This is a genomic window from Natronorubrum tibetense GA33 (genome assembly GCF_000383975.1).
Taxonomy (GTDB): Archaea; Halobacteriota; Halobacteria; order Halobacteriales; family Natrialbaceae; genus Natronorubrum; species Natronorubrum tibetense.
On sequence record NZ_KB913017.1, the window covers coordinates 3,389,086 to 3,411,949 of the forward strand.

Here is a 22,864-nt window from a genome sequence, read left to right on the forward strand (position 1 = left end):
CGACGCGGTCAGAAGGAACTGACTTCGGTGAAGGTGATTCGAGGGCAGTTGGAAATCTTAACCAGGTCAGACAAGAGTCCCCTTATAGGGATTGGCGAGGGAGTATGGGGGCAGTGACAAGGGAGAGGGAGAGCCAGAGTCCTCTAGGGTGGCTAAGCAAATCCTGAGGCGAACTCGGGGCCGGAAGGGGAGGTCAAAGCTGCTGCAGCCGATCGTAGAACACGTCGTAGAACTGCTCGCCGTTTTTGACCATCCAGTCGAGATACGCGTCCCATTGCTCTTCGTCGCTAACATCACCGTGTTTTGTAATCCCGATTCTGCTTCGTTTCTTCCCTGACCGAGTCTCCTCGGGCTCATCCCAAGCGACCTGTTGATCAAATTGTTGGTCAATCTCATCACGATCTTCTTCCAACTGCGAATACGCGTCAGCATCATCCCGAATAACGAGACCGACTCCGAGTTCATCATCACGCGTGTTAATTGTGAACTGGAGTTCGAATCCTGACTTGCCGATGGAGAGATTGTGATAGTAACTCGGGTACGGTTTGCGGGCACTGAGTTGAGTCTCCCGTTCCTCGATTCGGTCCCGAAATTCCGTCCAATACTCTTCTTGAAGTTGTTTCGTGTCGGTAAGCTCGCCTTCGGATCGTTGTGCTTTTTGTTTCCATTCGCTCGGTTCGACGACTGGATTGAGACGAACGGCCGGCTTTGAATCGCCAATTCTCCAGACTTCTAACCGGATAGCGAACAGATCGACTCCCTCACGACTGTTCTCGTTGAGTCACTGCATTGCGTCGCGGTGCTCGTCATAGAATCGCGGGGCGATCCAGACGATAATATCCGCATCAACGCCTGAGGCGTACGCAATCGATTTCCCCAGATGATCATGATCGGACGAGTTGAGTTGGTTCTCGATAACGACATTCCGATTGTCGTTGACGACTTCAGCCAAGATATCGACGTTGTACCTGCCGACACTCTTCTCTTCTTTAATAACCTCTAACTCCAGTCCAAGCGCGTTTTCTAGTTCGGATTCGTCCTCAGAACGTATTTCGTTAGCTACCCAGGGTGTGAAATCCCGAGCCTCGTCCGTCCAATAGTCACGTACTTCCTGCGACTCAAGAGACTCCAATTCCGGCATAGTCGAGACGATTCACCAGAGTATTAAAAACGTATGTGACTATGACCAGCCGTCTGTACCGAGTCAGAACTCTCGTTAAGCCGGCAGAGTAAAAGCTGATCTCGGTAATTCCGTCACTACACTAGTGTAGCGCCGGATTCAACGGGATTTTCAGATCTCACGGGGAAGTGTTGGTGTCGAGACCAGTTGTCATCTGGTGCTGGGTCTGTATTCCTGTGTGGAACCGTTGGACGAGTTCGGACTGGTGTTCGGGACACGCCATCGGAAGGATGACCCCGTTTTGAACTTGGACCAAGGGATGCGGCGAATTGTACGGGGCGAGACGGCAATTGGGACACGACAATCCGCCGGCCGGTCGATGATGGAGAAGGTCAGCCGTGTCCTCCGATGTCAATCCACAGATCGAAGAAAACTGCTCGAGGTGGTCGTCACAGCTGAGGACAGGGATCGTCAGCTGGTCCAGGAGGAGAAATGAGACCTCTTGTTGGCTGCCAGACTGGACGGCAGACTGGCACGCATCACATCCGATAGCCGACAGCGACTGCTGGATATCTGGTGATGCCATTGTGTGTCCGCGGGCCGCTACACAGGTAAATCATGGGGTGTCAACCGTTCAGCAGGAGATGATGAGACGCTAAGACATCTCGAACCAGTTGACCCTGAGACGATTCACTTGGTGCGCTACGGGGCGTCCCCCTTTTGCAAGTCATTAAGTGAGGGAGTCCACCAACCTGTTATATGAGGTACGAAAATTCGGCGGCAGGACGCCAATTGACCCTCCTACTCGAAGGGGTAGCGGTACCGACTGACGAGACAGAGCGTGAGCAGTTCCTCGACGATCTCGAAACCGCTCTCGAGTCTGTATTCATCGAACACGACCTCGATACGGAGCGTCTCCGAGCGATCGGTGGTCATACTTACTCAGCAATCGATGACCGATGTCCAGTGTGCGGTGACGATTTGAAACTGATCGAGCCGTCACTCGATCCGCATAATGGAGCACACGCACGGGCAACTTGCGAGTGTGGCTGGTTTGGAGAAGCAGTGTACCGGCTGATCGATCTCCACGAATCCACAGCAGGTAGCGGCGATCACAGTGCGACAAACGATGGTGAGTCAGGAACTGCGCTTTTCGACGAGAACAGTAGTGTCTCGCTATACGATCTCGATCTTCGGTACTATCCCTACTGACGATTGACGCAAAGTGCCACGAATCGACCGCGACCGCAGCTACGAAAAAAGCTAAGGTATAGATGATAGGGAATCAACCAGACGACGACCGCGACCAGTGTACAAGGAATCAAACACATCCCGTCACGCTCGAGGACGTACTCGCTCTCGAGGAAGGGGACGCCATTGCTGTGCGAACGGTTATTGAAGAGCGCGTCGAGATATTTGCAGGCCGAGTCGAAGCAGACCCTCCCTCCCTGACGGCAATTGAAAATGATCTCGACGAGTATTCTTGCGCATACTTACTGCCTGTCGACACGAATCTCTGGTGGATGCTCGAAGATGATCAAATCCATGATAAATACCATGAGTTAGACGAACTTCCGCCATATCGGAAGGCAGTGGGTGAACCACTGACAGAACCACCGTCGTGTTCATTGGACTATCGAGAGGAGGAGGGAGTTCTATTCACACTTCCATCACCGGTGTATAACAGCAGACGTGTCCACCACTATGCAAGAGATTGGGAGTACCCTGTCGTCGCACTTGAAAGTGGTAGTCTCGTCGAACCTGAGAATCTAATTCCCGGAGACTACGATGGACAATAACGTACTTGCTCTATTTCAAGGATTCCATTGTTTTTGCTCTCGATCGGTGTGCTGGCGCGCGCGTTCTCATATCAGCACGGATTTTTGGGCGATTCGTTCATCGGGAAATATCAATGAAATCTGTAAAACTCGGGGGTGGCTCTGCTGCTAGGTACTGTTTTGGGTGTCGGTTAGAGCCATCACTAGTTATTTTCTGCCAGTCTCGGTTATGTAAATTCAGGTGTGGGGGAATCTGAAGTGGATAATCTTGGTTGTTTGCTGTATTATGGCGATTTGATCGGCTAATAATAGCAGCTGAGGGCTTACTTTTTAAATAGCGTGTAGACTACAACCGTCTGCGAATATGACAAACACACACGATTCCGAATCGGTACAGTGCAGAGATATTGATCATGAAAAACTCTTCGAACAGGGTATAGCCCCGGAGGCGTACCATGACTTTCAGGAGGTGGCTCAGGGTCTGATCTCTGTCCAAACCTGCTGTGAAATCGGTTACATTGAGGAACGATGCTCGCGTTGTTCAGCCAGGTTTTCCGGCCTTCAGATTCTTGGTGACGTTCCGAAGTCGATGCAGGATCTCAAGTGGATCACCGATGACGTGTACGATACGTTTTACGAGGATCCACGACCCGTTCATCACGTCGCCATGGGGCCGGATGTACTCGAGTTGGGGCAAGAAGCAGTAATGGAGTTGTTCAAGTTGCTGCAGTTGACTGCTGGACTTGCCCGCGAGGACAAAGAGGACGGGACTGGCAAACGATCCAAACAGGATCTCTGGGCGCGCGTACTCGGCCCGGAACACGCAAACACCAATTAACACGACCAGGCCAGTTGCACGTTAGAATCTGTTATAGAATGATTCTCATGGATTCGGACGGTGATCAGTACAAGCGTCTACTCATTACTAAGGAAGACACTCGTATCGCGTTTCATGGCCGCTTCAAAGGCTTCCACTTCTTTCTCTATCGAATCAACGACGTCATCACCTAACAATTCTCGCACCTCTGTCTCTGTTATTTCGCCATCTCTATACTGTTCGTATATTTTGATTTTCTCTGCGTCAGCATCATCCATAGCTGTGTATTTGCCTCTCATCGGATTAAGAGTGACTGAGCAACAGACTTCTTGATGCTCACTGCATACCCTAACTGTCGAATATGAATGAATTTATGACACGCTACGTTAACAGTAGATAGTAGTACCGCTTCTTTATTTAGTTCCACACCTGAAACTGAAATAGGCGATTCGGTAACTACGTATGCAGGATGGGGCGATTATGTCTGTGTTATCATAGTATTTCCAGCTAGATCCATCGAAGACTGCGAGAACGTATGAATCACCAGCAGACGAATCGTCAGAGAGTGCAGTATTCCCTTCTTCAGCACCGGACGACTCGCTCAAATCATCCCCTCCGAGTGGACCACCATCAATCACACCGTCGAATTTGCATCTGTCTCCCGCACAGGTGAAGTCGGAGCCAAATCCTTCGGAATCGACACTCCACAGTTCCACATCATCCGAACTGATCCTAACTCCGTCCCCAGTTGAGTCGCCCGCAGCAAACGAAGATTGCGAAAGTGAAAAACCATCTGCGTTAACGATCCAAACCCCATGATCATCAGGATCTATAACATGAATGTTGCTTGCTTTTCCATTCACTGCCCCATCGACGTTAAAACCGTAGCGTCCAGCGTTTCGTGAGATAATCCCACGAGCTTCGCCACGCTCTTGAATCCTGAAACCATCCCGCCCGGTACCATCAATAAAGCAGTCAACGATTTTATTTGGGCCGTCGCTTAGGTCTGCAATTCCAAAGTCTTCAGAGTCGAACACCTTACAGCCCTTTACGGTATTATTCGCTACCCCATCGCCCCGAAAGTCAATCCCCGATCCGGGACCGTCGGGGTTGTGGGCATCGTCAAACGACCACACGTTTTCAACGGTTGAGTTGGTTGTTCCCATCGACACATGAATCCCGCTCTGCCGACAATTTCGTGTGATTCCGTGGCCGATATAGATATTGTCGCAGTAATCAGTATCAACGCCGTCACCGTTGCCCGCGAATGCATCGTCTGAGTCTCCTGAATTCTCGGAAATGAAATGCGTCACCTCCGAATTGTTTGCGAAATCAACGTCGATATTCTCTGTCCTGCCCCCCTCAACATGGACATATCTAATTGCACAGTTCTCGATACGATTATTTTCTTCACCTTGGATGCCAAGAATATATATTTCGTCGTGTTCATCTCCCTGTGTTATCGTTGCCGCTGGTCCCGGACCCCATAGTTCAACATTGTTGTGATCAATTGTGACTGGTTTGTCCCAAATATAGGTTCCTGACCCGTATGTACGGACGATTCCGCCGCCGTTGGAACCAATAGTACTGAGAGCGTCTTGGACTGCCTCCGGCCCGTCGTCAAGGTTGACCCGCTTGACGTTGTTTTGCTCACCTACACTGACCTGGTCCGTTTCTACTGCATTCGTGACAAATGCTCCATCCGACTTCCAACCCCACGTCTCGCTGCTCGGTTCATGCTTAATGATGCGATCTCCGGTCTCCGGATCGATCTTCTCGGACACATCGCCATCGTCAATCCGAATCGGCGAGGTCAGTTCATTGTCCTCGTTGAAGTGATGTGAAGTTCCGTCAGTCATATCCTCGTCTTCTTCCGGTTCCGGGTCTTCGGAATCTTCGGGGTCGCTCGGACCATCGTCTGTTGTCTCTTGCCTCTGGCAGCCTGCTGTGAGCGTCGCCACCGCAGCGCCGGCCACAATCGCGGCCCGTCGCGAGAGCTTCATGTCTCGTTGGTGTGACAGTCACCATATAAAACATCTGTTTGAGCTGAGTACTAGTCATTAGCATAGCTCATAAGGTCCGGTCCGGTGTATTAAGTAACCGCGTCAGGAGTGATCGGTGTAGATCCAATTATTCCCCTCTCGGACGTATTCGGTCGGCGTATCTTGACGCTGTACTTTTGTGTCGTATCCACTTCCCTGCGAGTAATTGAAATGGTCATACCGCCCGGCCCACCAAATAACTGGCAAGTCGTTTTGGTGGCCTCGTGGGCTGATGGGTCGACCGCGTTTCGTCGGACGAGTTACAGACTCATCTGCTGGCGATAAGTCTTTTGACGACCACGATTCCCCATCATCGTCGGTCGACCATTCCTGTATCTGGTAGTTCCGGTTATCGGTTTCAACGGATGCATAGACCCTTGTTGGGTCTTGGGAGTCCAGCGAGAGTCCACCCTCGTAATAATGTTCCTCGGGGAGTGAGCCACCCATCTCCACGATCTCACTTCCGATTACCCATTCTGAGCCGTCCCACTTAGCCCAACGAGCGCGATAGTCTCCATCTCCGCCACCTTCCCCAGTTTCGACGTGCTCGGTAAACGCAACGTGAGGGCGTCCAGCGCCATCACAAATCAAATCGTATTGTTTCGGCGGATTGTTCCCACTGGCTTCGCCGTCGTAGACCAGCGTGAGTTCCGTCTCATCCGTTAACTCCTGATCGCCGGACTGTATCACCGTACCGTCGCTCTCGTGATAGTCACCGCCCTCGAGATACCAGTGACGGATCGCAGGCGTATCCATACGATGATCTCCGAGCGCGAAGTGTAATCGATCCTCATGCTGGTACGGGTGGATGTAAATGGCTTCCGAGACCAAATCTACAAAGTCCTGTTCGCTGCCGTAGGTCTCTCCACCATCTGTCGACACGCGATATTTCCATTTCCCGTCAATGTGGCCTCCGACTCGGTAATAGAGCCGTAGCTCGCCATCCCACGGAACGGGCTGTGGATAGTCGACGTTTTCCACGTCGGCAGACGTGAACGACTGTGTACTCCCCCACGACGATATATCCAGCGCGTTTTCGCTGATCGCATAATCCATATTTTCTGTCCCTTCGCCCCTATCGGTCCAGTAGACAATCAATCGATCATCGTCGCGGACGTGGATTGCAGGGGATGAGTGATCGTCTGTCCAGTCAAGTTCGTCAGACACCCTCACTGATTCGGTCGCTCCGTCGTTGTGATCGTAGGCCGTGATACCGACCCAGCCACGCGAGTCCATCCAACCGACATAGGTCGTGTCTTCAACGCGGACTGCGCGCGGACGTTGATGGACTGACCATGCCCCATCGGAGACAAGTACTTCAGACATTACCTCTGCCTCCTGGTTAGTTGCCAAGCATCCCGAAAGACCAACTGCACCGACCGTCGAGACAAGGAAATCGCGGCGTTCCATGCCCCGTGGTTGGAGTGGTGTTGATTAAACGTACCGTCTGTGATTCTATACATTAGAACACCTCTATTCTGGTCACATCGAGGTCGTGGTCGGCTGTGTTAATTGGCGCAAATATCTCAGGGTTAGATGGCATGAACGTTTCCGTTTCGGTACCCTCACTAACGCCGTCAAAGAACAACTCCCAATTCCCATCCCCGTCGTGTACTGCGGAGACGGTATGAGGATCAGTATCCACAGGCCATGTAGATGAAACAACAGTGGACGTGGATCCGCCTTCGTCATACCGAAGTTCTAAACCACCATTCTCAATGACCGAAATACGCCATCGATTGTCGGTGTCTTCACGAATTATATTTGGTGTGAACGCGCCAGTTCCGTCGGAAATCGTCTGGAACTGAAACTCAAAACTCCAAGTTCCGGCTGTCGTTGGCGCTGGAGTTTCTATCCCAGAGGTTGCATCGCCGGGCAATGTGAGGGAGTTATTCGATACGATCGGGTCTCCCGCAAGCACGTCCCACCCGACACGTGCTGTCGTTACAGCCTCGCTGTCCTCGGGTTCATCAAAGGCATACGGAACGTCGTCAAACCTCCTACCCCACCCCAGAGAGTCGTCTTCCCAGTCTTCCAAGACCCAACCATTTAGCACGCCAGCGACCTCTGGCTCGATCTCCAGCCAGTCTCCGTTCCAGCGGACAAATCTCGTTCTCGTCATTCGTCCACCTCTACCCAAACATCACCATCTCGAACGGTGAAATCCTCGATTTCTTCAGGATCATCTGGGCCGACAAAACGAGTGTGTGACGCGACCGTCTCGGCAGTCGTTTCTACGGCGTTCTCTATATCCTCTGTACTTACCGCGATTTTCACGGAGAACTCTGAATAAAGAAACCGTACTACCAGCTACTGTTAAGTAATGAGCATTCTCACCCTTCCTTTTCGCCACGACGTGCGTTGACGAACCAGTTGGGTCATCTGTTATAGCTAAGCAAAGTCGACAATATCGACGAGATATTCAGCCAGAAACCGAGACCAGTACACTAGCAGGTAGTGCGCAATAATTTGAGGTGGGGTAGAATTATTATGCTCAAGCGGCTACTGTAGCGTATGCCGCCCGAAAATGCGTCCGGCGACGAGCCAGAATGGGTAGGGGCGTGGAAGGAGCACGCGTCGGCGTTTGATCGGGTGAAGTCGGTCACGATGACGCTTTCGGAGTCCCGACCCGCCTCTTGGATCGCTGAAGAGGCAGCCGTCTCTCCGAATACTGCGCGGGACCATCTACGTCGACTCATCGATCTTGGTGTCGTGATGGCGACCGAGCAGGACGGGGTCCGCCACTACTATCCGGATCCGCTGTACACGCGACTCCGAGACATCCGGGAGTTACTCGAAGACACGACAAAACGGGAACTCTCAGAGCAGGCAGTGGCGTTGAAAGAAGATATCGCGGAGTGGAAAGCCGAGTATGACGCTGACTCCCCCGACGCACTCCGTGAACGAGCAGCTGTGGACGATGTCTCTGCTGAGCTGGCATACGAATTGACGCGGGCAGCAAGCGACTGGGAACTCGCCCGGTATCGGCTCTCGCTTGTGCAGGACGCGATCAAGAACTACGACACCTGGACGTCTGACTCGTCGTCAGTCACCATATGACCGGCGACCGGGACGTGTCGAAGAACCAGTCCGACACTGACATCCACCGACGCGCTTCGCCTGACTCCTCCCGAGGACGTGTTCGCTTCGATGGGGGTTCGGATCCGGGTCGTGATCGACACCGCATTTTGCGCGAGTTACGTGGCGAACTGGCTCGACACCCTGCCGTTCGATCTATCGAGGGGGAACCACCGGACGAGTACCGGGAATTACGGGCCACGCTCGATCCATCGTGGTTCGGTCGCCCAGCAGAGACTGCGTCTCTCCGGGTGACGTGGATCCCGGATCCATTACCAGGTCCCGAAGCGGCCGACCGTACGAACGATACCTGGATGCGGACTCCGATACAGGCGTACTACACCATCCATTACAGCGAAACTGACGGGCTCGACTGCGGGTTCCACTGTGAACCGAACCCCCACGTCGATGGACTACTTCATTATCAGGAGCGCGATGACGCGGATGACACATACACCTACGAGCCGGTTTCGTTCGGTGCACGCTCGGTGTCCGGCCTCCTGTGGGAAGTGATGGACGCGCTCGCCGACCGGCTTGACGACTCTGAGTGACGCGGATAAACTTGTTAGGATCGACCGGCTTTGTCAGGTATCCACTTGCACACAAGTTTCCTGGAATATGCATGGATTTTCTCAAGCACGGCTGTGAGACCAGTATCCCGCTCAGAGAAGGAAAGTGCAGCTAAACGTGTAGAGGAAATATAACTTTCTCGGGACGAGGTTTTATTATCTACCAATCTTCACGGGGGTAAAATCGCCAGAGTGCGACGGGGTGAGTGACAGCTGATCTGTGAGGGAAAGTATGCCCTATGGTATGTGAACTTTGGAGATTTTCTCCCGGGGCAAGTACTTATCCCGGAGAGGGCGGGAAGCAGACGTGAACTATGACAAGTCACCAATCAGGAAAAGCGAAAATATCCCATTCGGACGCATACGCTTGCGATCTCGGTACTGACGCTGATGGATCGTACAGTGTTGACATCACAGGCAGTCATGGCGACGAGACCAATGATGACGTGGGTCTCGGAGGGCGTGATACTGACGTTGCTGTCGAGCATCCAGTCGAAAACCAGCAGGAATTACGTTACCGGGCCCACCTCACTGCACAACTCGCTGCCCGCAACGATAAGAAGATTAGAAACACCGAACCCGCCGCAGCGTTCGACGACGCTGTGCTGGCTGTCGCGGATCGCGCGCTCGATGCGGTCGGTATTGACATAACCGCAATTCCGATCGAGCAACCGTACCTTTACGCCCTCTTCTTACACGATGCGTGGGGGTTCAACTCAATCCTGAAACTCACCCGGCATTTGGATGATCACCCCGTGATTGCAAGTCGGATCGAACTGAGTGAGATGCCCAGTGACTCCTCGTTCTACCGGCGTGTCTCAACACTCGCTGACGAGGGACTGGCAGGCCCCATCAAGAATGCAAGCGAGCGCGCGGTTCACGCCGTGTGGCGGAACTGTCGTCACGTCCCAGAGGAAGTAATGGAACACTGGGACCTTTCCCCAATAACGAGCATCAACAAGTATCCTGTATCAGCAGAGACGCGCCGAGAGGCGATTCGAAACTGGGTGAAAGTCTTACTCTCGGACGCTGCTGAGACACTCACGTTCGATCGTGCAGAGAATGCCTCGTACACCATGGAAGAATACATCGGCGTGCTCGCTCACAGTGCACTCCAGAATACTGGTCTCACTGCTCTCCCGACCACGGCAGCGTGGCTGTACGATGCCGACCGACTCCCTACGGGAGAGAGCTTGCTCAAACACATCAAATCAGACTCACTCCGTCTTGATGAAATCGAGACACAGTTCGCTGCAGCGAACGCCTCGGTACTACAGCGAGGTGAAACGCTCGGTTTGTTCGATAACCCATTGGATCTCGCATTCGACACAGTAGACATCACGTGGTGGGGTTACCCTCTTGAAGCGACTATCGGGAAACGTCGATCAGCGACAGATGCCACACCGGACTGGGTGTACGGCGTGCTTATCGCGGTCACCAAGGACGCACGTGTGTGCTTCGGTGTTAACCTCGTAAAGAGCAAGGACCTGCATGACAGCGTTCTTGATGACCTGCTTGCGACGGCAACCACCTACGCCCACATCCGGCACGTGTTCGGCGACAAAGAATTCTACGACGGGTCGGTCATCGAGACGCTTCGGAAACACATCGGCGATGGCTGGGTGATCAAAGCCCAACGCAGGAACCGTGTTCAAGAATTCATACGCGAGATCCCGACAGACAACCGCGGATTCCGTTCCGGACTCAACGTCACAAGCGCAACGCCAGCGCCCAACGCATTTGCTCTCCCGAAGCGCCTCCACGGCCAGCAGACACTCGTGCATTTCAGAGACTCAAATACAGAGACTGCTGCTGATGATCGCGCCGATACTCATACGGTGTATCTTACAGACATGACGGATGAGGACGTGTCAGTAGAGATGATTAAGTCCCGGTACGATGATCGCTGGTCGATCGAAACGGCAATGCGCCAGTATCAACACGACTTCCACCCCGTCTGTGGTTCCAAGAACGTCAAGATACGAGTGTACTGCGCCAACATCGCCATGCTGTTCTTTAATTGGCATGCGCTGATCAACCGTGTCCTCTCCCCACAGTACAACCTCCCGTTGACCGTTACGCACCAAGAATTGCTCACTGCTATCCGGGATGTCGCCTTCAGAGAAGCAGACGGTCGAGAGAACTAATCAATGCGCGCCTGCCTCTCTGCGAAAATGCTCCGTGACGCGCTTGCCCCAGTCGTTGCACTGGTTAACGAAGTTATCGTCTACGCTGACGGTGATGCACTCGTTCTCCATGCACTCGGAACAGACAAGACGGCCAGCGTGACTGTGACCATCCCTTCCGAGGCGTGCACTGCGTATACGCCCAGCGAACAGTCCTTCGGTATCAACGTTGACCGACTAACTGAATTTTTACATTGCTTCTCGTCTACTGCTCCAGTCACGATAACCAGCCCACCACATAGCGACCGATTCACCATTTCGATAGTTGATTCAACGTACTGCGCGGACTGTATCGACCCTAATACGATCTACCAACGCACCCAGAACGACTCGACTCAACCTGTTGCTGCCGTCTTCACCGTTCCTAGTGAGTCTACTCCCCTCAAACAATCTCTCGTCGCCGCTAATCTTTGCAGCGAAACCATCACCATTGAGACTCAACGCAGTGACCCGGTGGTTCAATTCACAGCCACTGGGGACACGGACAGTATGACCTCTCAACTGACTCGAGACGACATACTCACACTCACCGGAACCTCCATTCGTGCCACCTACCCTGTCGATAAATTCCTCTCGATGCACAAGGCTTTGAATCGGCGAACAGACCAATTCCGATTCACAATCAACGCCACACAGACACTCAGCCTCACCGCCCTCTACGCTGATAACGCCACCACAACTTGGTATACCCTCTCACCACACGCAACCACATCGACTGATTGAATGGTCCCAATACAGTGTATTCTGATTACACGGTTTCGATACGCCCGAGCAGTGTTACGATATCGTTGCCCACCAGGCTGTTCTGAACGAACTCTTAAAATAAACAACCTATTCACGTTCTACAATGCAACGTTCACTGAAACGAAATTGAAAGCCTTGCGTGCATTTCTAAACAGTGACCCCTTTGATCTCGTCGTTCGTGACTACACGAAGACGCGTGACGGAGGTTCGACGCGACCAGTCCGAATGATCTTGAAGCGGCCCCAGTGCTTAATCCGAGGACTCTACCTGATGAAGAGGTCACACGACTCGCCGAATTATTTCGGTCATCGAAACCCAGTTAGGGGATTTCTAGACTGGGTCTCGGATTCCAACTGATCAAATATAATTTGACTCAAGTGGTCCTACGTTGCCAATACTTATCACTCAGATTCGAGCAGTATGAAGGCATGCAAAGCCGGCTATCTCGACGGTCACTCTTAGCGGTCGCTGGTGGGATCAGTCTCGCAGGTTGTCTGGATACGTCACCAACGGACGGGAACGATGACAGTGAGGACGAGACCGATTCTGATGACGGCGAATCCACGGAATCCGAAGGCGAATCGGACGCACAAGATGCTGGAGGCAGTGACAACGTTGGTCTTGACACGTACAATTTCGAGGTAGATGTTCCTGAGGAACGGCATGAAGAGGCACTTGAGAACCTTCTCGAAGGTATCGAGATGATAAACAACTCTGAGGAAGGCGACGAACTATACATGGAAGGCGAGATCGTCAGCTATACTGACGACGGGAATACGGCCGAAATAGTGGTTGAGTACCCGGAGGGGTACTCTGACCCGGATGAGGATGAGGATCTTAACGAGACGGCGTACGCTGCTGGTGAGTTCATCGGTGAACGAATCGTAATCAGTGTGCTTATCGGCAGATACGCGTACAATGCGAACTCTCTTCCCGAGACATTCGAGACCCTCTATATTGAGGACGGCGCTGACGAACCGTTCGAGACGTCAACCTCAACAGCTGAAGAAGCCGCCGAGTACTACGAAGAGGACGTTGACAGCACGGACACTTGATCAGATCTCCGGGGGCGTTAGCAAGGGCAAGTGTCCCTGTATCGTGAGCGCCGAGATGATTCCCGATACTCGTCTTGAGGAGGTGAAAAAAAGAGTCGTGGTGAAAGACGCTGTGTTGTGATTTTGAAGAATTCATTGTTGAAACGATTGAGTGATCCTTTCTAGAGGCCATTCCGTTCGGCTAATTCGCTACGTTTCCTATATGCCAATAGATAGCTCCACGAGCGCATATACCGATAAATTCCTTCAATTTTTAATATTGAAATATAACTCCATAAATCACTCAAGAGAGAGGGTTTTTAACTAAAAAGGTAATAGGCCGGTTTGCGTCAAATGACGAATGCAAAGCCAACGGCTGCTATCACTCAAGAGTTGCGGAGAGAACTCGGTGATGAGGCAGAAGATGTGCAGCGAAAGTATAGTGACCTTCACGATTGGATGATCAATGAGGGGAAGAATCCAAGGCGAGAAATCGGACTCAACAGAACAACGGCGAAGAACTACCTCAATCGTCTCGATCAGCTTCATCGGCTCTCGATCACACATTTCGAACCGGATGATCCGTCGAAAATCGAAGATGAGCACGCAGACGCGCTTCTGTTGATGATTGACCGAGCAGAGATCACAAAACAACGCGGGAAGAATAAAGACGAAGAGTACGGTGAATCAACGAAGAGAAAATTCTCCGACACGCTGGAGTGTTACTTCAAGTGGCGGTATTATGAAAGATCGATGGACTACGAATGGGAGCCCAAGATCAACTTCAGTGATGAGAAAGGTGAGTCCGCATACCGGTTCACTTACCGCGAATTAGGGAAGTTGTTCAAAGAAGCAGAAACGTACGGAGTGCTTCCATCGTACTACGATACACCAGTTAACGAGCGAGAACGGGTTGACGGTCTCGTTGCACAACGCCTCGGGATTCCGAAAGAAGATGTCACGCGGAACGACTGGCTCCATGCCGATTGGAGCGGGAAAACCCATTCACTGGTGACCGTTGGATTTGATGCTGGATTAGCCCCGATCGAAATTGCAAACGCCGAGACGCGCTGGTACGACCCGAAAACAAAGACACTCACAATCCCGACAGAGTACTCCTGTAAAGAGCGCGAAAAAGAAGAAGTCGGTCTGAGTGATGAATCTGCGGATTCGATGAGTGGATGGATGCAGGAACGACGCCACCTCAGTAAATACGACGGCAGCAACAAGATCTGGCTTAATAGAGAGGGGAACTCCTACCAATCAGGGAGCCTCTGTAATCTTCTTCGAAGTCTCTGCGAAGAAGCAGGCATCAAAACTGACGATCGAAAGATTGTCTGGTACAGTCTCCGCCAAACGATGGGACGGAACGTCACGGCAGAAGGAGAACTGTCAGAAGCTAACGATCAGTTGCGTCACGAACGATTCGAAACAACACAGGAGCGATACAACCAAACCCCAGTCGAAAAGCTTCAACTCCGACTCAATGAAACACGGCGGAAGGCAACGAAGGCAGCAGCAGATCCAAATTACAACCCCTACGAGGAAGAAGAACAGACTACATCGTCGACGCGTAACGCGAACACTTCGTCAGCACAGAACGCAGGAGATCCGTCCTCTGCGGTCACCACAACACATGGAGGAGGCGTCCATATTGACGCTGTAATCCCCGACACTACAGAATCCCGAGTCGATATCACGAAGCAAATTCTCCACGACGAAACAGAGGACTAACTTCGCCCCTGGGAATGGAGAGCTAGCCCATTCGGTCCAACGCGTTCTTCCTGTCCTCAATTGGCGCTTGGTCGTACTTCATCGTCGATTCTGGGGACTTATGACGGAGCTGTGTCTGTGCTGCAGCGAGTCCTTCTTCGCGCGCCATGTACGTTCCCGTTGAGTGGCGGATCGCGTACCAACTCATCTGTCGATTCTCGGTGGAGATGTCTGCAATCTCGCAGAGCCGATGGAGTAGGTTTCGAAGTGACGCGGATTGGTAGGGATTTTTCTTTCTGGTGAGCCAGAGAGCGTCGGTGTCGTCATATTTCTCGATCGTTGATCGCTGCGTCAGCCAGCGGTCTAACATCTCGACGGTCTGGTTCTGTAGGCTGACGATCCAGTGTTCCGTGTTCTTTGACGACTCTTCTTTCGGGATTCGAAGGACACCGTTGTCGATGTCAATCCACGTTGTTCGTGCGCGCTCAACTTCGATCGGGCGAAGTCCCCCATCGAGGCTTGCCCCAACGAGGCTGGGGATTTTCCAATTGTTCGCGCGTTCCCAGTCTGCTTCCGTCACCTCTGCTTTTGGTTTCCCGAACCGCTGGGCAAGATACGCCACCCACTGGTCTCGTTCGTCGCCGTAGACGCTATCACGACTCGGGACGCTCCCATATTCCAGCGACGCGTCTCGGATTGCGGTCCGTTCTTCGCGCGTCAGATAATCCCGGGGTGTCGTTGATTGGTTTTTGCGGGAGAACGTGATTTCTGGCTCCCACTTGTCCGCACCTCGTTGATGATGCCGCCACTTGTAGAGCATCATCAGGGCCTTCCGACACGAATTTTTGTGCGCGTTTGACTTCTGTTGACCAGCTAAGTGACGCAAGTATCTGTCAGCGTGGTCGTGAGTGAGGTTGGACGTGTACCCTCCTTCGTGATCCCAGACCCAGCGATAGAATTGGTCCATCCGGAATGCTCGGTTACTGACCGTTGTCTCAGCATAGCCGTCAGCTGTCTTGGGATCCTTCCCAAACGTCAACAACCAGTCTAGACAGTGTTCTCGCTCGCTCCGGTAGTCGAGGTACTGTCGTTCGTTCAGTAACTCTTCAGTTGGACCAGGGATGAGCGTGATCCGATCGAGGGGGTCGGTTGCCTGATCGGCGTCTTTCATTGCCTGACCTCCGAGGTGGGAACCTGGGTGAGTGCCCCTCGATTTCGCCGATCGCAAGACGGCGGTCGATTTTCCCCCGTGAACCGCATTGCCTCACGAGAAAACCGAATCGCAAGACGGCGTCGGGGTCGATGCATCATTTGAATCGCATTGCCCGTGAACATACGTTTACCTATGGTTAGTTCACGGCGAAAACCACGAGAAGGCGGCGGGGTAAGATGCTCCGTCAGGGATTCGAACCCTAGTCATTGCCGTGAGAGGGCAATATGATTGGCCGGACTACACCAACGGAGCGTACTACATCACATAGTTGTGCGGAGGACAGTTTAAGGATTCCGTTTCGATCCGTCACTGTTGCGTCGTACCACAGATTCGAGCGGTGACACGACCGTCACTCCTCGAATGGAGATTTGGTCGCCTCGGGTTCGAACCCCTCGAGGCTGATGATGTTCTCGCGGCCGACGCGAAGCTTGCTGATGGTTCCCTCTTCTTCCATATCGGAGAGGAGCATGCTGACCTTGGACTTCGACCAGCCGGTCTCCTCGACGATGTTGACCTGTTTCATTCGGCCACCGTTCTCGCGGATGAGTTTGATGACTCGGTCCTCGTCGGTGAGCAGTTCCTCGTTGGCCAGCGGGCTGGCACCGTTGGTCGAGTCTTCGTCGTGGCTCTCGCCTGCGGACGACGCCGTTGCGTCCAGATCCGTCTGCTCGGCCGATGTGACGTTCGACTGCGCCGTGGCGCCGGCGTCGGTAGCCGTGTGACCGTCGGTCTCGGATCCCGAATTTCGGCGTCGGTACCAGACAGCGGTGCCACCGATCCCCAGTACGAGGAGCGCGCCGAGAGCAAGGTACCACGCCGCGTCGTCGCCGTTCGTGATCGGCGAAACGGCCGAGCCAGTCTCGTCGTTCTCGCCGCCCGAACCGTCCGTGACGAAGACGGCGCGCGGATTGCCGTCCAGGAACTGTTGTTCACCTTGCCACTGCACCGAGTCGGCGTTCTCGAGCGTGTTGTGTGAGGGCTGGGCCCCGTCTTCGGGCCCGATACGATCGAACGTGAGGCCGTCGCCGGCGATAATCACGATCGACTGATCCGAGCCGATATACATTTGTTCGAAGACGTCGCCGACTTCGACGGTCCCGTCTTCGACCTCCGCGAACCCGTTCCAGGTGAACGACATCTCGACGATCCCCCGGGTTCCGAAGCGATCATCGACCGTCGCGGATCGGTTGAACCCCGTCGCCTCCATCTCCCGGTCGGTCGTTTCGGCGCCGCTGTCGGTCATCCGCTGGGCCTGCGTGACGAACCGCTCGTACAGTCCGGTCTCTTCCTCCTCGAACTCTTCGGCGAACTCCTCGAACGCCTCGCGCTCTTCGGATTCGTTCTCGGCGTCGAAGCGCTGTTCGTGCTGGAAGGTCCACGTCGCGCTGCCGTTTTCGTGGACGGTGATCTGGAACGTCGTCGTGTCGAAATCTTGTGAGTCGCTGGCGATCGACTCGTCGGCTACCGTGGTAGTTGCACTCGAGTCCTGAGCGGTCGGCTGCGTCGCTGTGATCGACTGAGACGAGGCGCTCTCGCCGACATCGGTGTCGGACATCGCCATCGGAACCCCGATACCGGCGGTACCGGCGAGAAAACCGATGACGACGAGGGCGACGATGCCGACGGAGACCGACCGGTTCATTCGTCTACCACTACGTGGCGGAGCTAAAAATGCTTGTGAATACCGGAACCCGCTGGCAGTAGTCACGAGGTCGTCGACCCAGAGCGGAGATACCACTCCTCGCAGCGTGTCGATACGCACAAACCAGTCGATGGCGTAGCCACGGCCATGATCGCCAATCTCGCGCAGGGCGTCCAGGTGTTCACGAGCAACGTCTATCTCGTCGACGGCGAGCGAACCGTCCTGATCGATCCGGGAGCGAACTTCGACGTCGTCAGCGCTATCCGCGAGCGAGTCGACGATCTTGACGCCGTCGTTCTCACCCATACCCATCGGGATCACGTCGGCAACCTGGAGGCCGTCACAGACGCCTTCGACGTCGACACGTGGGGATACGACACCTCGATCGACGGCGTCGATCACGCCATCGAGGACGAAGAGACGGTCCAACTGGGCGACGACGAGTACGTCGCGCTCCACACGCCGGGGCACAAGAACGATCACCTCTGTTTCTACGCGGCCGACGCGGGGATCCTCTTCGCGGGCGACCTCGTCTTCCAGAACGGGAGCTTCGGCCGGACAGACCTCGAGGAGGGCGACCGCGAGCTATTGATCGAAAGCATCGATCGGCTACTCGAGCGGATCGACGAGGGCCTCGAGGAGATGCACACGGGACACGGCCCGAGCGTGACGAACAACCCGTACGATCACGTGGAGCTGTCGGCGAGAATGGCCCGGCAGGCCTGAGCGGCGGGCTGCCGAGACAGCGTCCATCTGCTGGCGTCGAATCGCTCTCGACGCCACGGACGGCCCCGATCAGCCCGTCCCGACCGCGAGACCGTCACGGCTCCAGCACGTGCGCACTCGAGGGCTCGAACCCCACGGTGATCTCGTCCGCTGGAACCTCCTCGAGCTGTAGCACGATCGGAACGCCGTTCCATCGGCCGTACGCGTGGACGGTCTCCCCGCGGAACTCGCTGGTCTCGACGGAGATCGGAAACTGATTCCGCTCGACCGTGGGCGACAACGCGGCCGCCCGGACGCAAAAGTGTACTCGATCCGTGCCGTCCGGAATCGACTGAACCTCGACCGCTTTCCCGCCAACATCGACCACGCATCGATCGGCGTCTCGAGCGACGACCGTCCCCTCGAATATGTTGTTGTCGCCGACGAACTCGGCGACGAAGCGCGTGTTTGGTTCGCGATAGATCGTCTGGGGCGAGGCGACCTGCTCGATTCGGCCGTCGTTCATCACCGCGAGCCGGTCCGAAATCGCGAGCGCCTCCTCCTGATCGTGCGTGACGTAGACTGTCGTGATATCGAGTCGCGACTGGATCCGCGTGAGCTGGCGGCGCAGCGATTCCCGGAGGCGGGCGTCGAGTGCGCTCATCGGCTCGTCGAGCAGGAGCAAGTCGGGTGCCGGCGCGAGCGCGCGGGCCAAAGCGACCCGCTGCTGTTGTCCCCCTGATAGCTGGTCAGGGTCACGGCTCCCCGTTCCCTCGAGGTCGACGAGTTCGAGCAATTCCGCGACGCGCTCGTCGACGCTTACCCCGCCGGGCGGGTTCCGGAATCGGAGCCCGTAGCCGACGTTTTCGGCGACGCTCAGGTGCGGGAAGAGGCCGTAGCTCTGGAAGACGACGCCGACATCGCGATCCTCGGGCGGCACACCAGCCATCGGTTTGTCGTCGAAGTAGACGGTCCCGTCGGTCGGCTCTTCGAAGCCCGCGATCGTTCTGAGCGTGGTCGTCTTCCCACAGCCCGAGGGGCCGACGAGCGTGAAGAACTCGCCGTCTTTGACAGTGAGGTCAATCTCTTGCAGCGCATCCGCCGCGGTCTCGCTTGCCCCGGTCTCGTAGCGTTTCGAGACGCCCTCGAGTCGGAGCTCGGTCACAGTTCGTACCTCCCCCCGACGCGGTCGATGACGACGAAACTCGCTGCCGTCACGAGCAGTAGCAGCGTCCCCATGGCGATCGCGGGTCCGGATCGACGGCCCAGGTAGCGTTCGACGGCGACGGGCATGGTGTAGCTCTCGCCGCCGCTGGCCAAAATCACCGTCGAAGAGAACTCGCCGATCGAGATGGCGAAGGCGAATGCCGCGCCGGCGACGATGCCGTTCGCGACCAGCGGGAGTTCGACGTCCAGCAGCGCGCGGAATCGCGAAGCGCCGAGCGCGCGAGCGGACTCGATCATCGCCGGATCGAGGTTCGTCAGCAGCGGCGAGACGTTTCGGGTGACGAACGGATAGGCGGCGACCGCGTGCGCGATGACGATCGCGACAGCGCCGGTCACCTGAAAGCGCCAGCCGCCCGGCAGCGGGATGCCGAACACGAGCCCCTGTAGGAGTCCGATTCCGAAGACGATGCCGCTGACGGCGAGCGGGAGCATCGCGAGGGTGTCGACGATCGTCCCGCTGCGGCCGGTACGGGCCGTCAACACCGAGATGACGACGCCCATCGGCACGGCGATTAGAAGCGTCGCAACCCCGAACAGCAGCGAGTTCCGGATCGCCGGCAGCGGGAGCGTCTGGAAACTCGCGCCCTCGAGTTGGCGCTCGAGCAGAAACGCGTAGTTCCGGAGCGTGAGGCCGGAGCCGTCGGTGAAACCTCCGGCGACGAGACTCGCCATCGGTCCGACGAAGAGCACCAGCGCGACGAGCCCGTAGCTGAAAATCGCGAGTCGCCGCGGCGAGAGAGCGGTCCGCAGGTCGGGGACGAGTCGCTCCTTCGGCGGTGGCGACGGTGCCTGTGAGAATCCGGTCTGTGCGGACTCGTAGCGAAGGTAGGCGTAGGTCAGCCCCAGCGAGAGGATCGTCTCGAGGATCGCAAGCGTCGCGGCTTCGGCGTAGTCGAGTCGCTGGATGCGGTCGTAGATCCAGACCTCGACGGTCGCGAGCTGCAGTCCGCCAAGCGCGAGCACGATGGGGAATGTCATGAACGTGAAAATGAAGGTCAACAGCGCGCCGGTGAGGACGGCCGGGGCGAGCTGCGGGACGACGACGTCCCGAAAGGCCCGTCGCTCGCTCGCGCCGAGGCTACGTGCCGTTTCGACGGTTCGGGCGTCGACGGACTCCCAGGCAGCGACGGTGAGCCGGGCGACTAGCGGCGCGTTGTAGAACGCGTGGGCGAGGATGACGACCGTCAGCGGACTGGTCTCGATGAACGCGTAGGGACCCAGACCGACCGTCCCGAGGAGCCCGTTGAGCGTCCCCGCTCGCCCGAACATCGCGTAGAAGCCGACCGCGACCAGAATCCCGGGCATGACGAAGGGGAGGATCGTCAGCGATCGGAGCGTTCGCCGGCCGTAGAACTCGTAGTTCGCGAGGACGTACGCGGCCGGCAACCCGAGCGCGACGCTCGCGACCGTCGACAGCGCGGCCTGGTAGGCCGTAAAGCCGAACAGTCCCTTCCGAACGCCGGGCGTGTCGACGGCGAGCCACGGCACGGGGAGGTCGATGCCGGGGAACGGATACTCGAGCGTCAGCGAAATCGAAATCGTGGCGAGCCAGCCCACGAGCGAGCCGAGATGCGTGCCGACCGCCAGCGGTTCCGCGAAAACATCCGCGAGCGCCCCAAAGTAGAACGGATCCGTCAGTACGTCGGCGAAGTGACCGAGCGTCGGCGTTCCGTCCTCGAGGACGGCCTCGACGAAGACGACGCCGACGGGGAGATACAGCATGACGGCGAGGATTCCCGCCGTCACGAGCGCGGTCAGTCCGATTGCGTGGCGCTCGAGCCACGCGCGGACGCGACCCGGTGCGACGCGACCTGTAGCGGACACGGCCGTCGGTTACTGGCTGGCGAACTCGCGCGCCCAGTCGTCCACCCACTCGTCGAGGTTTCCGCGGAGGTCGTCGTAGCCGACCGTCACCGCCTCCGGCGGCACGTGGGCGTACTGATCGAACTCGTCGTCGAGATCGACGTACTCGTCCTCGACCGCGGGGAACTGGACGTTTCGCTCGGCGATCTCAGCCTGGGCGTCGTTCGAGAGGACGAAGTCGAGGAACTCGTAGGCGAGATCGACGCTGTCGGCATCCTCGAAGATCGCCATCCCTTCCGGGTTCGCGTAGCCCTGGTCGTTCAGGAAGCCGACTTGGTGGCGTGAGAGGTCGTTTCCTTCCGCGCTCGCGAACACCTGGTCCGTCGAGTAGGAGACGACCATCGGTCGCTCCTCGTTCATGTACGCGCCGTAGTAGGACTCGGACCAGTCCTCGAGGGTCCGGACGCCATTCTCCCGGAGGTCCCGCCAGTAGTCGAGGTAGCCGTCCTCGCCGAAGGCGTCGATCGTCCACAGCAAGAACGCCTGTCCAGGATCCGAGGTCTGGGCGTTTTGAGCGATCAGGGCGTCCTCGTACGCCGGTTCAGTCAGGTCCTCGAAGGTCTCGGGTTCATCAACCTCGGTCTCGTCGAAGACGAGGCTGATGTACCCGGTGTCGTAGGCGAGCACGCGGTCGTGCGGGTCGCCCATATCGAGTCCGTCGCGGATCCGACTCGAACGGTCGATACGATCCGCGTTGAGTTCGCGGAAGAGCCCGCCCTCCTCGAGACGGTCGTCGACGCTCACGAGGTCGTCGATGTTCAACCCGACGTAGACGTCGGCGTCGATATCGCCCTCGAGCTGGATGTAGTGGTTGATCCCCTGACTCGGAAGTTGGGTCCACTCGAGTTCGGCGTCGGGGTACTCCTCCTCGAACGCCTCCTTGAGCCACGGGCCGGCGGGGTTGTCACCGTCGATCATCGATTCGTAGGTGACGACCTCGAGCGTCCCCTCGAGATCGAGATCTTCGGGTTCGGGATCGCCGTTCGAATCGTTCGATTCGTCGTCATCCTGTGTCAGACACCCAGCAAGTCCGAGCGCGGCCCCACTACCGACTGCACCGACGAACGTTCGTCGTCTCATTACACGGTTGTTTCACTGGGTGGTTTTAACCCCTCTGATACTGAATTTGCGGT

The 22,864-nt window shown here is 55.9% G+C and carries 21 protein-coding genes and 1 tRNA gene; 9 read left to right on the forward strand and 13 right to left on the reverse strand.

Going from position 1 to position 22,864, the window contains the following annotated elements:
* Window positions 1-193 precede the first annotated feature (193 nt).
* From NATTI_RS26810 to NATTI_RS27345, 3 genes are all read right to left on the reverse strand, one after another.
* A complete protein-coding gene (locus tag NATTI_RS26810) occupies window positions 194-751 on the reverse strand; it encodes a DUF4268 domain-containing protein (RefSeq protein WP_338045770.1) in 558 nt (185 codons plus the stop codon).
* Between the two features lie 30 nt (window positions 752-781).
* A complete protein-coding gene (locus tag NATTI_RS26815; RefSeq protein ID WP_006090839.1) occupies window positions 782-1,141 on the reverse strand; it encodes a hypothetical protein in 360 nt (119 codons plus the stop codon).
* Window positions 1,142-1,921: 780 nt separating this feature from the next.
* The gene (locus NATTI_RS27345; protein WP_019991997.1) at window positions 1,922-2,056 is read right to left on the reverse strand and encodes a hypothetical protein; all 135 of its coding nucleotides are present in this window, start codon (window positions 2,054-2,056) and stop codon (window positions 1,922-1,924) included.
* Between the two features lie 338 nt (window positions 2,057-2,394).
* Here NATTI_RS27345 and NATTI_RS0117330 point away from each other — a divergent pair, with 338 nt between their 5' ends.
* Entirely contained in the window at window positions 2,395-2,919 is a 525-nt protein-coding gene (locus NATTI_RS0117330; protein ID WP_006090841.1) for a hypothetical protein, read from the forward strand.
* A 568-nt stretch (window positions 2,920-3,487) separates the two neighbouring features.
* Window positions 3,488-3,736 carry a hypothetical protein gene (locus tag NATTI_RS27065; RefSeq protein ID WP_241434346.1) on the forward strand — a complete coding sequence of 83 codons (249 nt, stop codon included), beginning with the start codon at window positions 3,488-3,490 and terminating at the stop codon, window positions 3,734-3,736.
* A gap of 77 nt (window positions 3,737-3,813) precedes the next feature.
* Here NATTI_RS27065 and NATTI_RS25540 read toward each other — a convergent pair whose 3' ends face one another.
* The 4 genes from NATTI_RS25540 to NATTI_RS0117355 form a co-directional block, all read right to left on the reverse strand.
* Window positions 3,814-3,993, reverse strand: a complete 180-nt coding sequence (locus tag NATTI_RS25540; RefSeq protein WP_006090843.1) for a hypothetical protein — start codon at window positions 3,991-3,993, stop codon at window positions 3,814-3,816.
* Window positions 3,994-4,128: 135 nt separating this feature from the next.
* A complete protein-coding gene (locus NATTI_RS0117345) occupies window positions 4,129-5,718 on the reverse strand; it encodes a right-handed parallel beta-helix repeat-containing protein (RefSeq protein ID WP_006090844.1) in 1,590 nt (529 codons plus the stop codon).
* Window positions 5,719-5,820: 102 nt separating this feature from the next.
* Window positions 5,821-7,167: a BNR-4 repeat-containing protein gene (locus tag NATTI_RS0117350; RefSeq protein ID WP_241434347.1), complete on the reverse strand. Its 1,347-nt coding sequence runs from the start codon at window positions 7,165-7,167 to the stop codon at window positions 5,821-5,823.
* Between the two features lie 52 nt (window positions 7,168-7,219).
* Window positions 7,220-7,879, reverse strand: coding sequence for a hypothetical protein (locus NATTI_RS0117355; RefSeq protein ID WP_006090846.1), 660 nt, complete (start codon window positions 7,877-7,879; stop codon window positions 7,220-7,222).
* 392 nt (window positions 7,880-8,271) lie between these two features.
* On the opposite strand from NATTI_RS0117355, the gene NATTI_RS27070 reads away from it, so the two are divergent.
* From NATTI_RS27070 to NATTI_RS0117385, 6 genes are all read left to right on the forward strand, one after another.
* Entirely contained in the window at window positions 8,272-8,817 is a 546-nt protein-coding gene (locus NATTI_RS27070) for a winged helix-turn-helix domain-containing protein (protein WP_241434348.1), read from the forward strand.
* Window positions 8,818-9,149: 332 nt separating this feature from the next.
* Complete coding sequence (locus tag NATTI_RS27075) at window positions 9,150-9,386, forward strand: hypothetical protein (protein ID WP_241434349.1); 237 nt, start codon at window positions 9,150-9,152, stop codon at window positions 9,384-9,386.
* 332 nt (window positions 9,387-9,718) lie between these two features.
* Complete coding sequence (locus tag NATTI_RS0117370) at window positions 9,719-11,551, forward strand: transposase (protein WP_241434350.1); 1,833 nt, start codon at window positions 9,719-9,721, stop codon at window positions 11,549-11,551.
* Window positions 11,552-11,578: 27 nt separating this feature from the next.
* A complete protein-coding gene (locus NATTI_RS0117375) occupies window positions 11,579-12,313 on the forward strand; it encodes a hypothetical protein (RefSeq protein WP_241434353.1) in 735 nt (244 codons plus the stop codon).
* Window positions 12,314-12,762: 449 nt separating this feature from the next.
* On the forward strand, window positions 12,763-13,389 hold the full coding sequence (locus NATTI_RS0117380; RefSeq protein WP_006090851.1) for a hypothetical protein: 627 nt from the start codon (window positions 12,763-12,765) through the stop codon (window positions 13,387-13,389).
* A 333-nt stretch (window positions 13,390-13,722) separates the two neighbouring features.
* Window positions 13,723-15,102 (forward strand): site-specific integrase, encoded by a 1,380-nt coding sequence (locus NATTI_RS0117385; protein ID WP_006090852.1) that lies wholly within the window; start codon window positions 13,723-13,725, stop codon window positions 15,100-15,102.
* Between the two features lie 22 nt (window positions 15,103-15,124).
* On the opposite strand, the gene NATTI_RS0117390 is transcribed toward NATTI_RS0117385, so the two are convergent.
* The 3 genes from NATTI_RS0117390 to NATTI_RS0117400 all read right to left on the reverse strand — a co-directional run bounded on the left by NATTI_RS0117390 (window position 15,125) and on the right by NATTI_RS0117400 (window position 17,936).
* Window positions 15,125-16,252: a tyrosine-type recombinase/integrase gene (locus NATTI_RS0117390; RefSeq protein ID WP_006090853.1), complete on the reverse strand. Its 1,128-nt coding sequence runs from the start codon at window positions 16,250-16,252 to the stop codon at window positions 15,125-15,127.
* A gap of 219 nt (window positions 16,253-16,471) precedes the next feature.
* A tRNA-Glu gene (locus NATTI_RS0117395) sits at window positions 16,472-16,546 on the reverse strand.
* Window positions 16,547-16,643: 97 nt separating this feature from the next.
* Window positions 16,644-17,936, reverse strand: coding sequence for a helix-turn-helix transcriptional regulator (locus NATTI_RS0117400; RefSeq protein ID WP_006090854.1), 1,293 nt, complete (start codon window positions 17,934-17,936; stop codon window positions 16,644-16,646).
* Between the two features lie 147 nt (window positions 17,937-18,083).
* Here NATTI_RS0117400 and NATTI_RS0117405 point away from each other — a divergent pair, with 147 nt between their 5' ends.
* Entirely contained in the window at window positions 18,084-18,662 is a 579-nt protein-coding gene (locus NATTI_RS0117405; RefSeq protein WP_006090855.1) for an MBL fold metallo-hydrolase, read from the forward strand.
* Window positions 18,663-18,756: 94 nt separating this feature from the next.
* On the opposite strand, the gene NATTI_RS0117410 is transcribed toward NATTI_RS0117405, so the two are convergent.
* From NATTI_RS0117410 to NATTI_RS0117420, 3 genes are read right to left on the reverse strand one after another with little or no spacing between them, the layout of a single operon-like run.
* Window positions 18,757-19,806 carry an ABC transporter ATP-binding protein gene (locus tag NATTI_RS0117410; protein WP_006090856.1) on the reverse strand — a complete coding sequence of 350 codons (1,050 nt, stop codon included), beginning with the start codon at window positions 19,804-19,806 and terminating at the stop codon, window positions 18,757-18,759.
* Window positions 19,803-21,692, reverse strand: a complete 1,890-nt coding sequence (locus NATTI_RS0117415) for an ABC transporter permease (RefSeq protein ID WP_006090857.1) — start codon at window positions 21,690-21,692, stop codon at window positions 19,803-19,805. Before NATTI_RS0117415 ends, NATTI_RS0117410 begins: the two co-directional genes overlap by 4 nt.
* A 9-nt stretch (window positions 21,693-21,701) precedes the next feature.
* Window positions 21,702-22,811: a thiamine ABC transporter substrate-binding protein gene (locus tag NATTI_RS0117420; RefSeq protein ID WP_006090858.1), complete on the reverse strand. Its 1,110-nt coding sequence runs from the start codon at window positions 22,809-22,811 to the stop codon at window positions 21,702-21,704.
* Between the last annotated feature and the right edge of the window lie 53 nt (window positions 22,812-22,864).

Excerpts from the sequence above, each read along its gene's own strand:
- NATTI_RS27345 (WP_019991997.1), bottom strand. The coding sequence starts at position 2,056 with ATGACCACCGATCGCTCGGAGACGCTCCGTATCGAGGTCGTGTTCGAT.
- NATTI_RS0117330 (WP_006090841.1), top strand. The coding sequence starts at position 2,395 with ATGATAGGGAATCAACCAGACGACGACCGCGACCAGTGTACAAGGAAT.
- NATTI_RS0117380 (WP_006090851.1), top strand. The coding sequence starts at position 12,763 with ATGCAAAGCCGGCTATCTCGACGGTCACTCTTAGCGGTCGCTGGTGGG.
- NATTI_RS0117370 (WP_241434350.1), top strand. The coding sequence starts at position 9,719 with ATGACAAGTCACCAATCAGGAAAAGCGAAAATATCCCATTCGGACGCA.
- NATTI_RS0117400 (WP_006090854.1), bottom strand. The coding sequence starts at position 17,936 with ATGAACCGGTCGGTCTCCGTCGGCATCGTCGCCCTCGTCGTCATCGGT.
- NATTI_RS27065 (WP_241434346.1), top strand. The coding sequence starts at position 3,488 with ATGCAGGATCTCAAGTGGATCACCGATGACGTGTACGATACGTTTTAC.
- NATTI_RS26815 (WP_006090839.1), bottom strand. The coding sequence starts at position 1,141 with ATGCCGGAATTGGAGTCTCTTGAGTCGCAGGAAGTACGTGACTATTGG.
- NATTI_RS0117420 (WP_006090858.1), bottom strand. The coding sequence starts at position 22,811 with ATGAGACGACGAACGTTCGTCGGTGCAGTCGGTAGTGGGGCCGCGCTC.
- NATTI_RS0117385 (WP_006090852.1), top strand. The coding sequence starts at position 13,723 with ATGACGAATGCAAAGCCAACGGCTGCTATCACTCAAGAGTTGCGGAGA.
- NATTI_RS0117405 (WP_006090855.1), top strand. The coding sequence starts at position 18,084 with ATGATCGCCAATCTCGCGCAGGGCGTCCAGGTGTTCACGAGCAACGTC.
- NATTI_RS25540 (WP_006090843.1), bottom strand. The coding sequence starts at position 3,993 with ATGGATGATGCTGACGCAGAGAAAATCAAAATATACGAACAGTATAGA.
- NATTI_RS0117350 (WP_241434347.1), bottom strand. The coding sequence starts at position 7,167 with ATGGAACGCCGCGATTTCCTTGTCTCGACGGTCGGTGCAGTTGGTCTT.
- NATTI_RS27075 (WP_241434349.1), top strand. The coding sequence starts at position 9,150 with ATGCGGACTCCGATACAGGCGTACTACACCATCCATTACAGCGAAACT.
- NATTI_RS0117375 (WP_241434353.1), top strand. The coding sequence starts at position 11,579 with ATGCTCCGTGACGCGCTTGCCCCAGTCGTTGCACTGGTTAACGAAGTT.
- NATTI_RS0117345 (WP_006090844.1), bottom strand. The coding sequence starts at position 5,718 with ATGAAGCTCTCGCGACGGGCCGCGATTGTGGCCGGCGCTGCGGTGGCG.
- NATTI_RS27070 (WP_241434348.1), top strand. The coding sequence starts at position 8,272 with ATGCCGCCCGAAAATGCGTCCGGCGACGAGCCAGAATGGGTAGGGGCG.
- NATTI_RS0117390 (WP_006090853.1), bottom strand. The coding sequence starts at position 16,252 with ATGAAAGACGCCGATCAGGCAACCGACCCCCTCGATCGGATCACGCTC.
- NATTI_RS0117355 (WP_006090846.1), bottom strand. The coding sequence starts at position 7,879 with ATGACGAGAACGAGATTTGTCCGCTGGAACGGAGACTGGCTGGAGATC.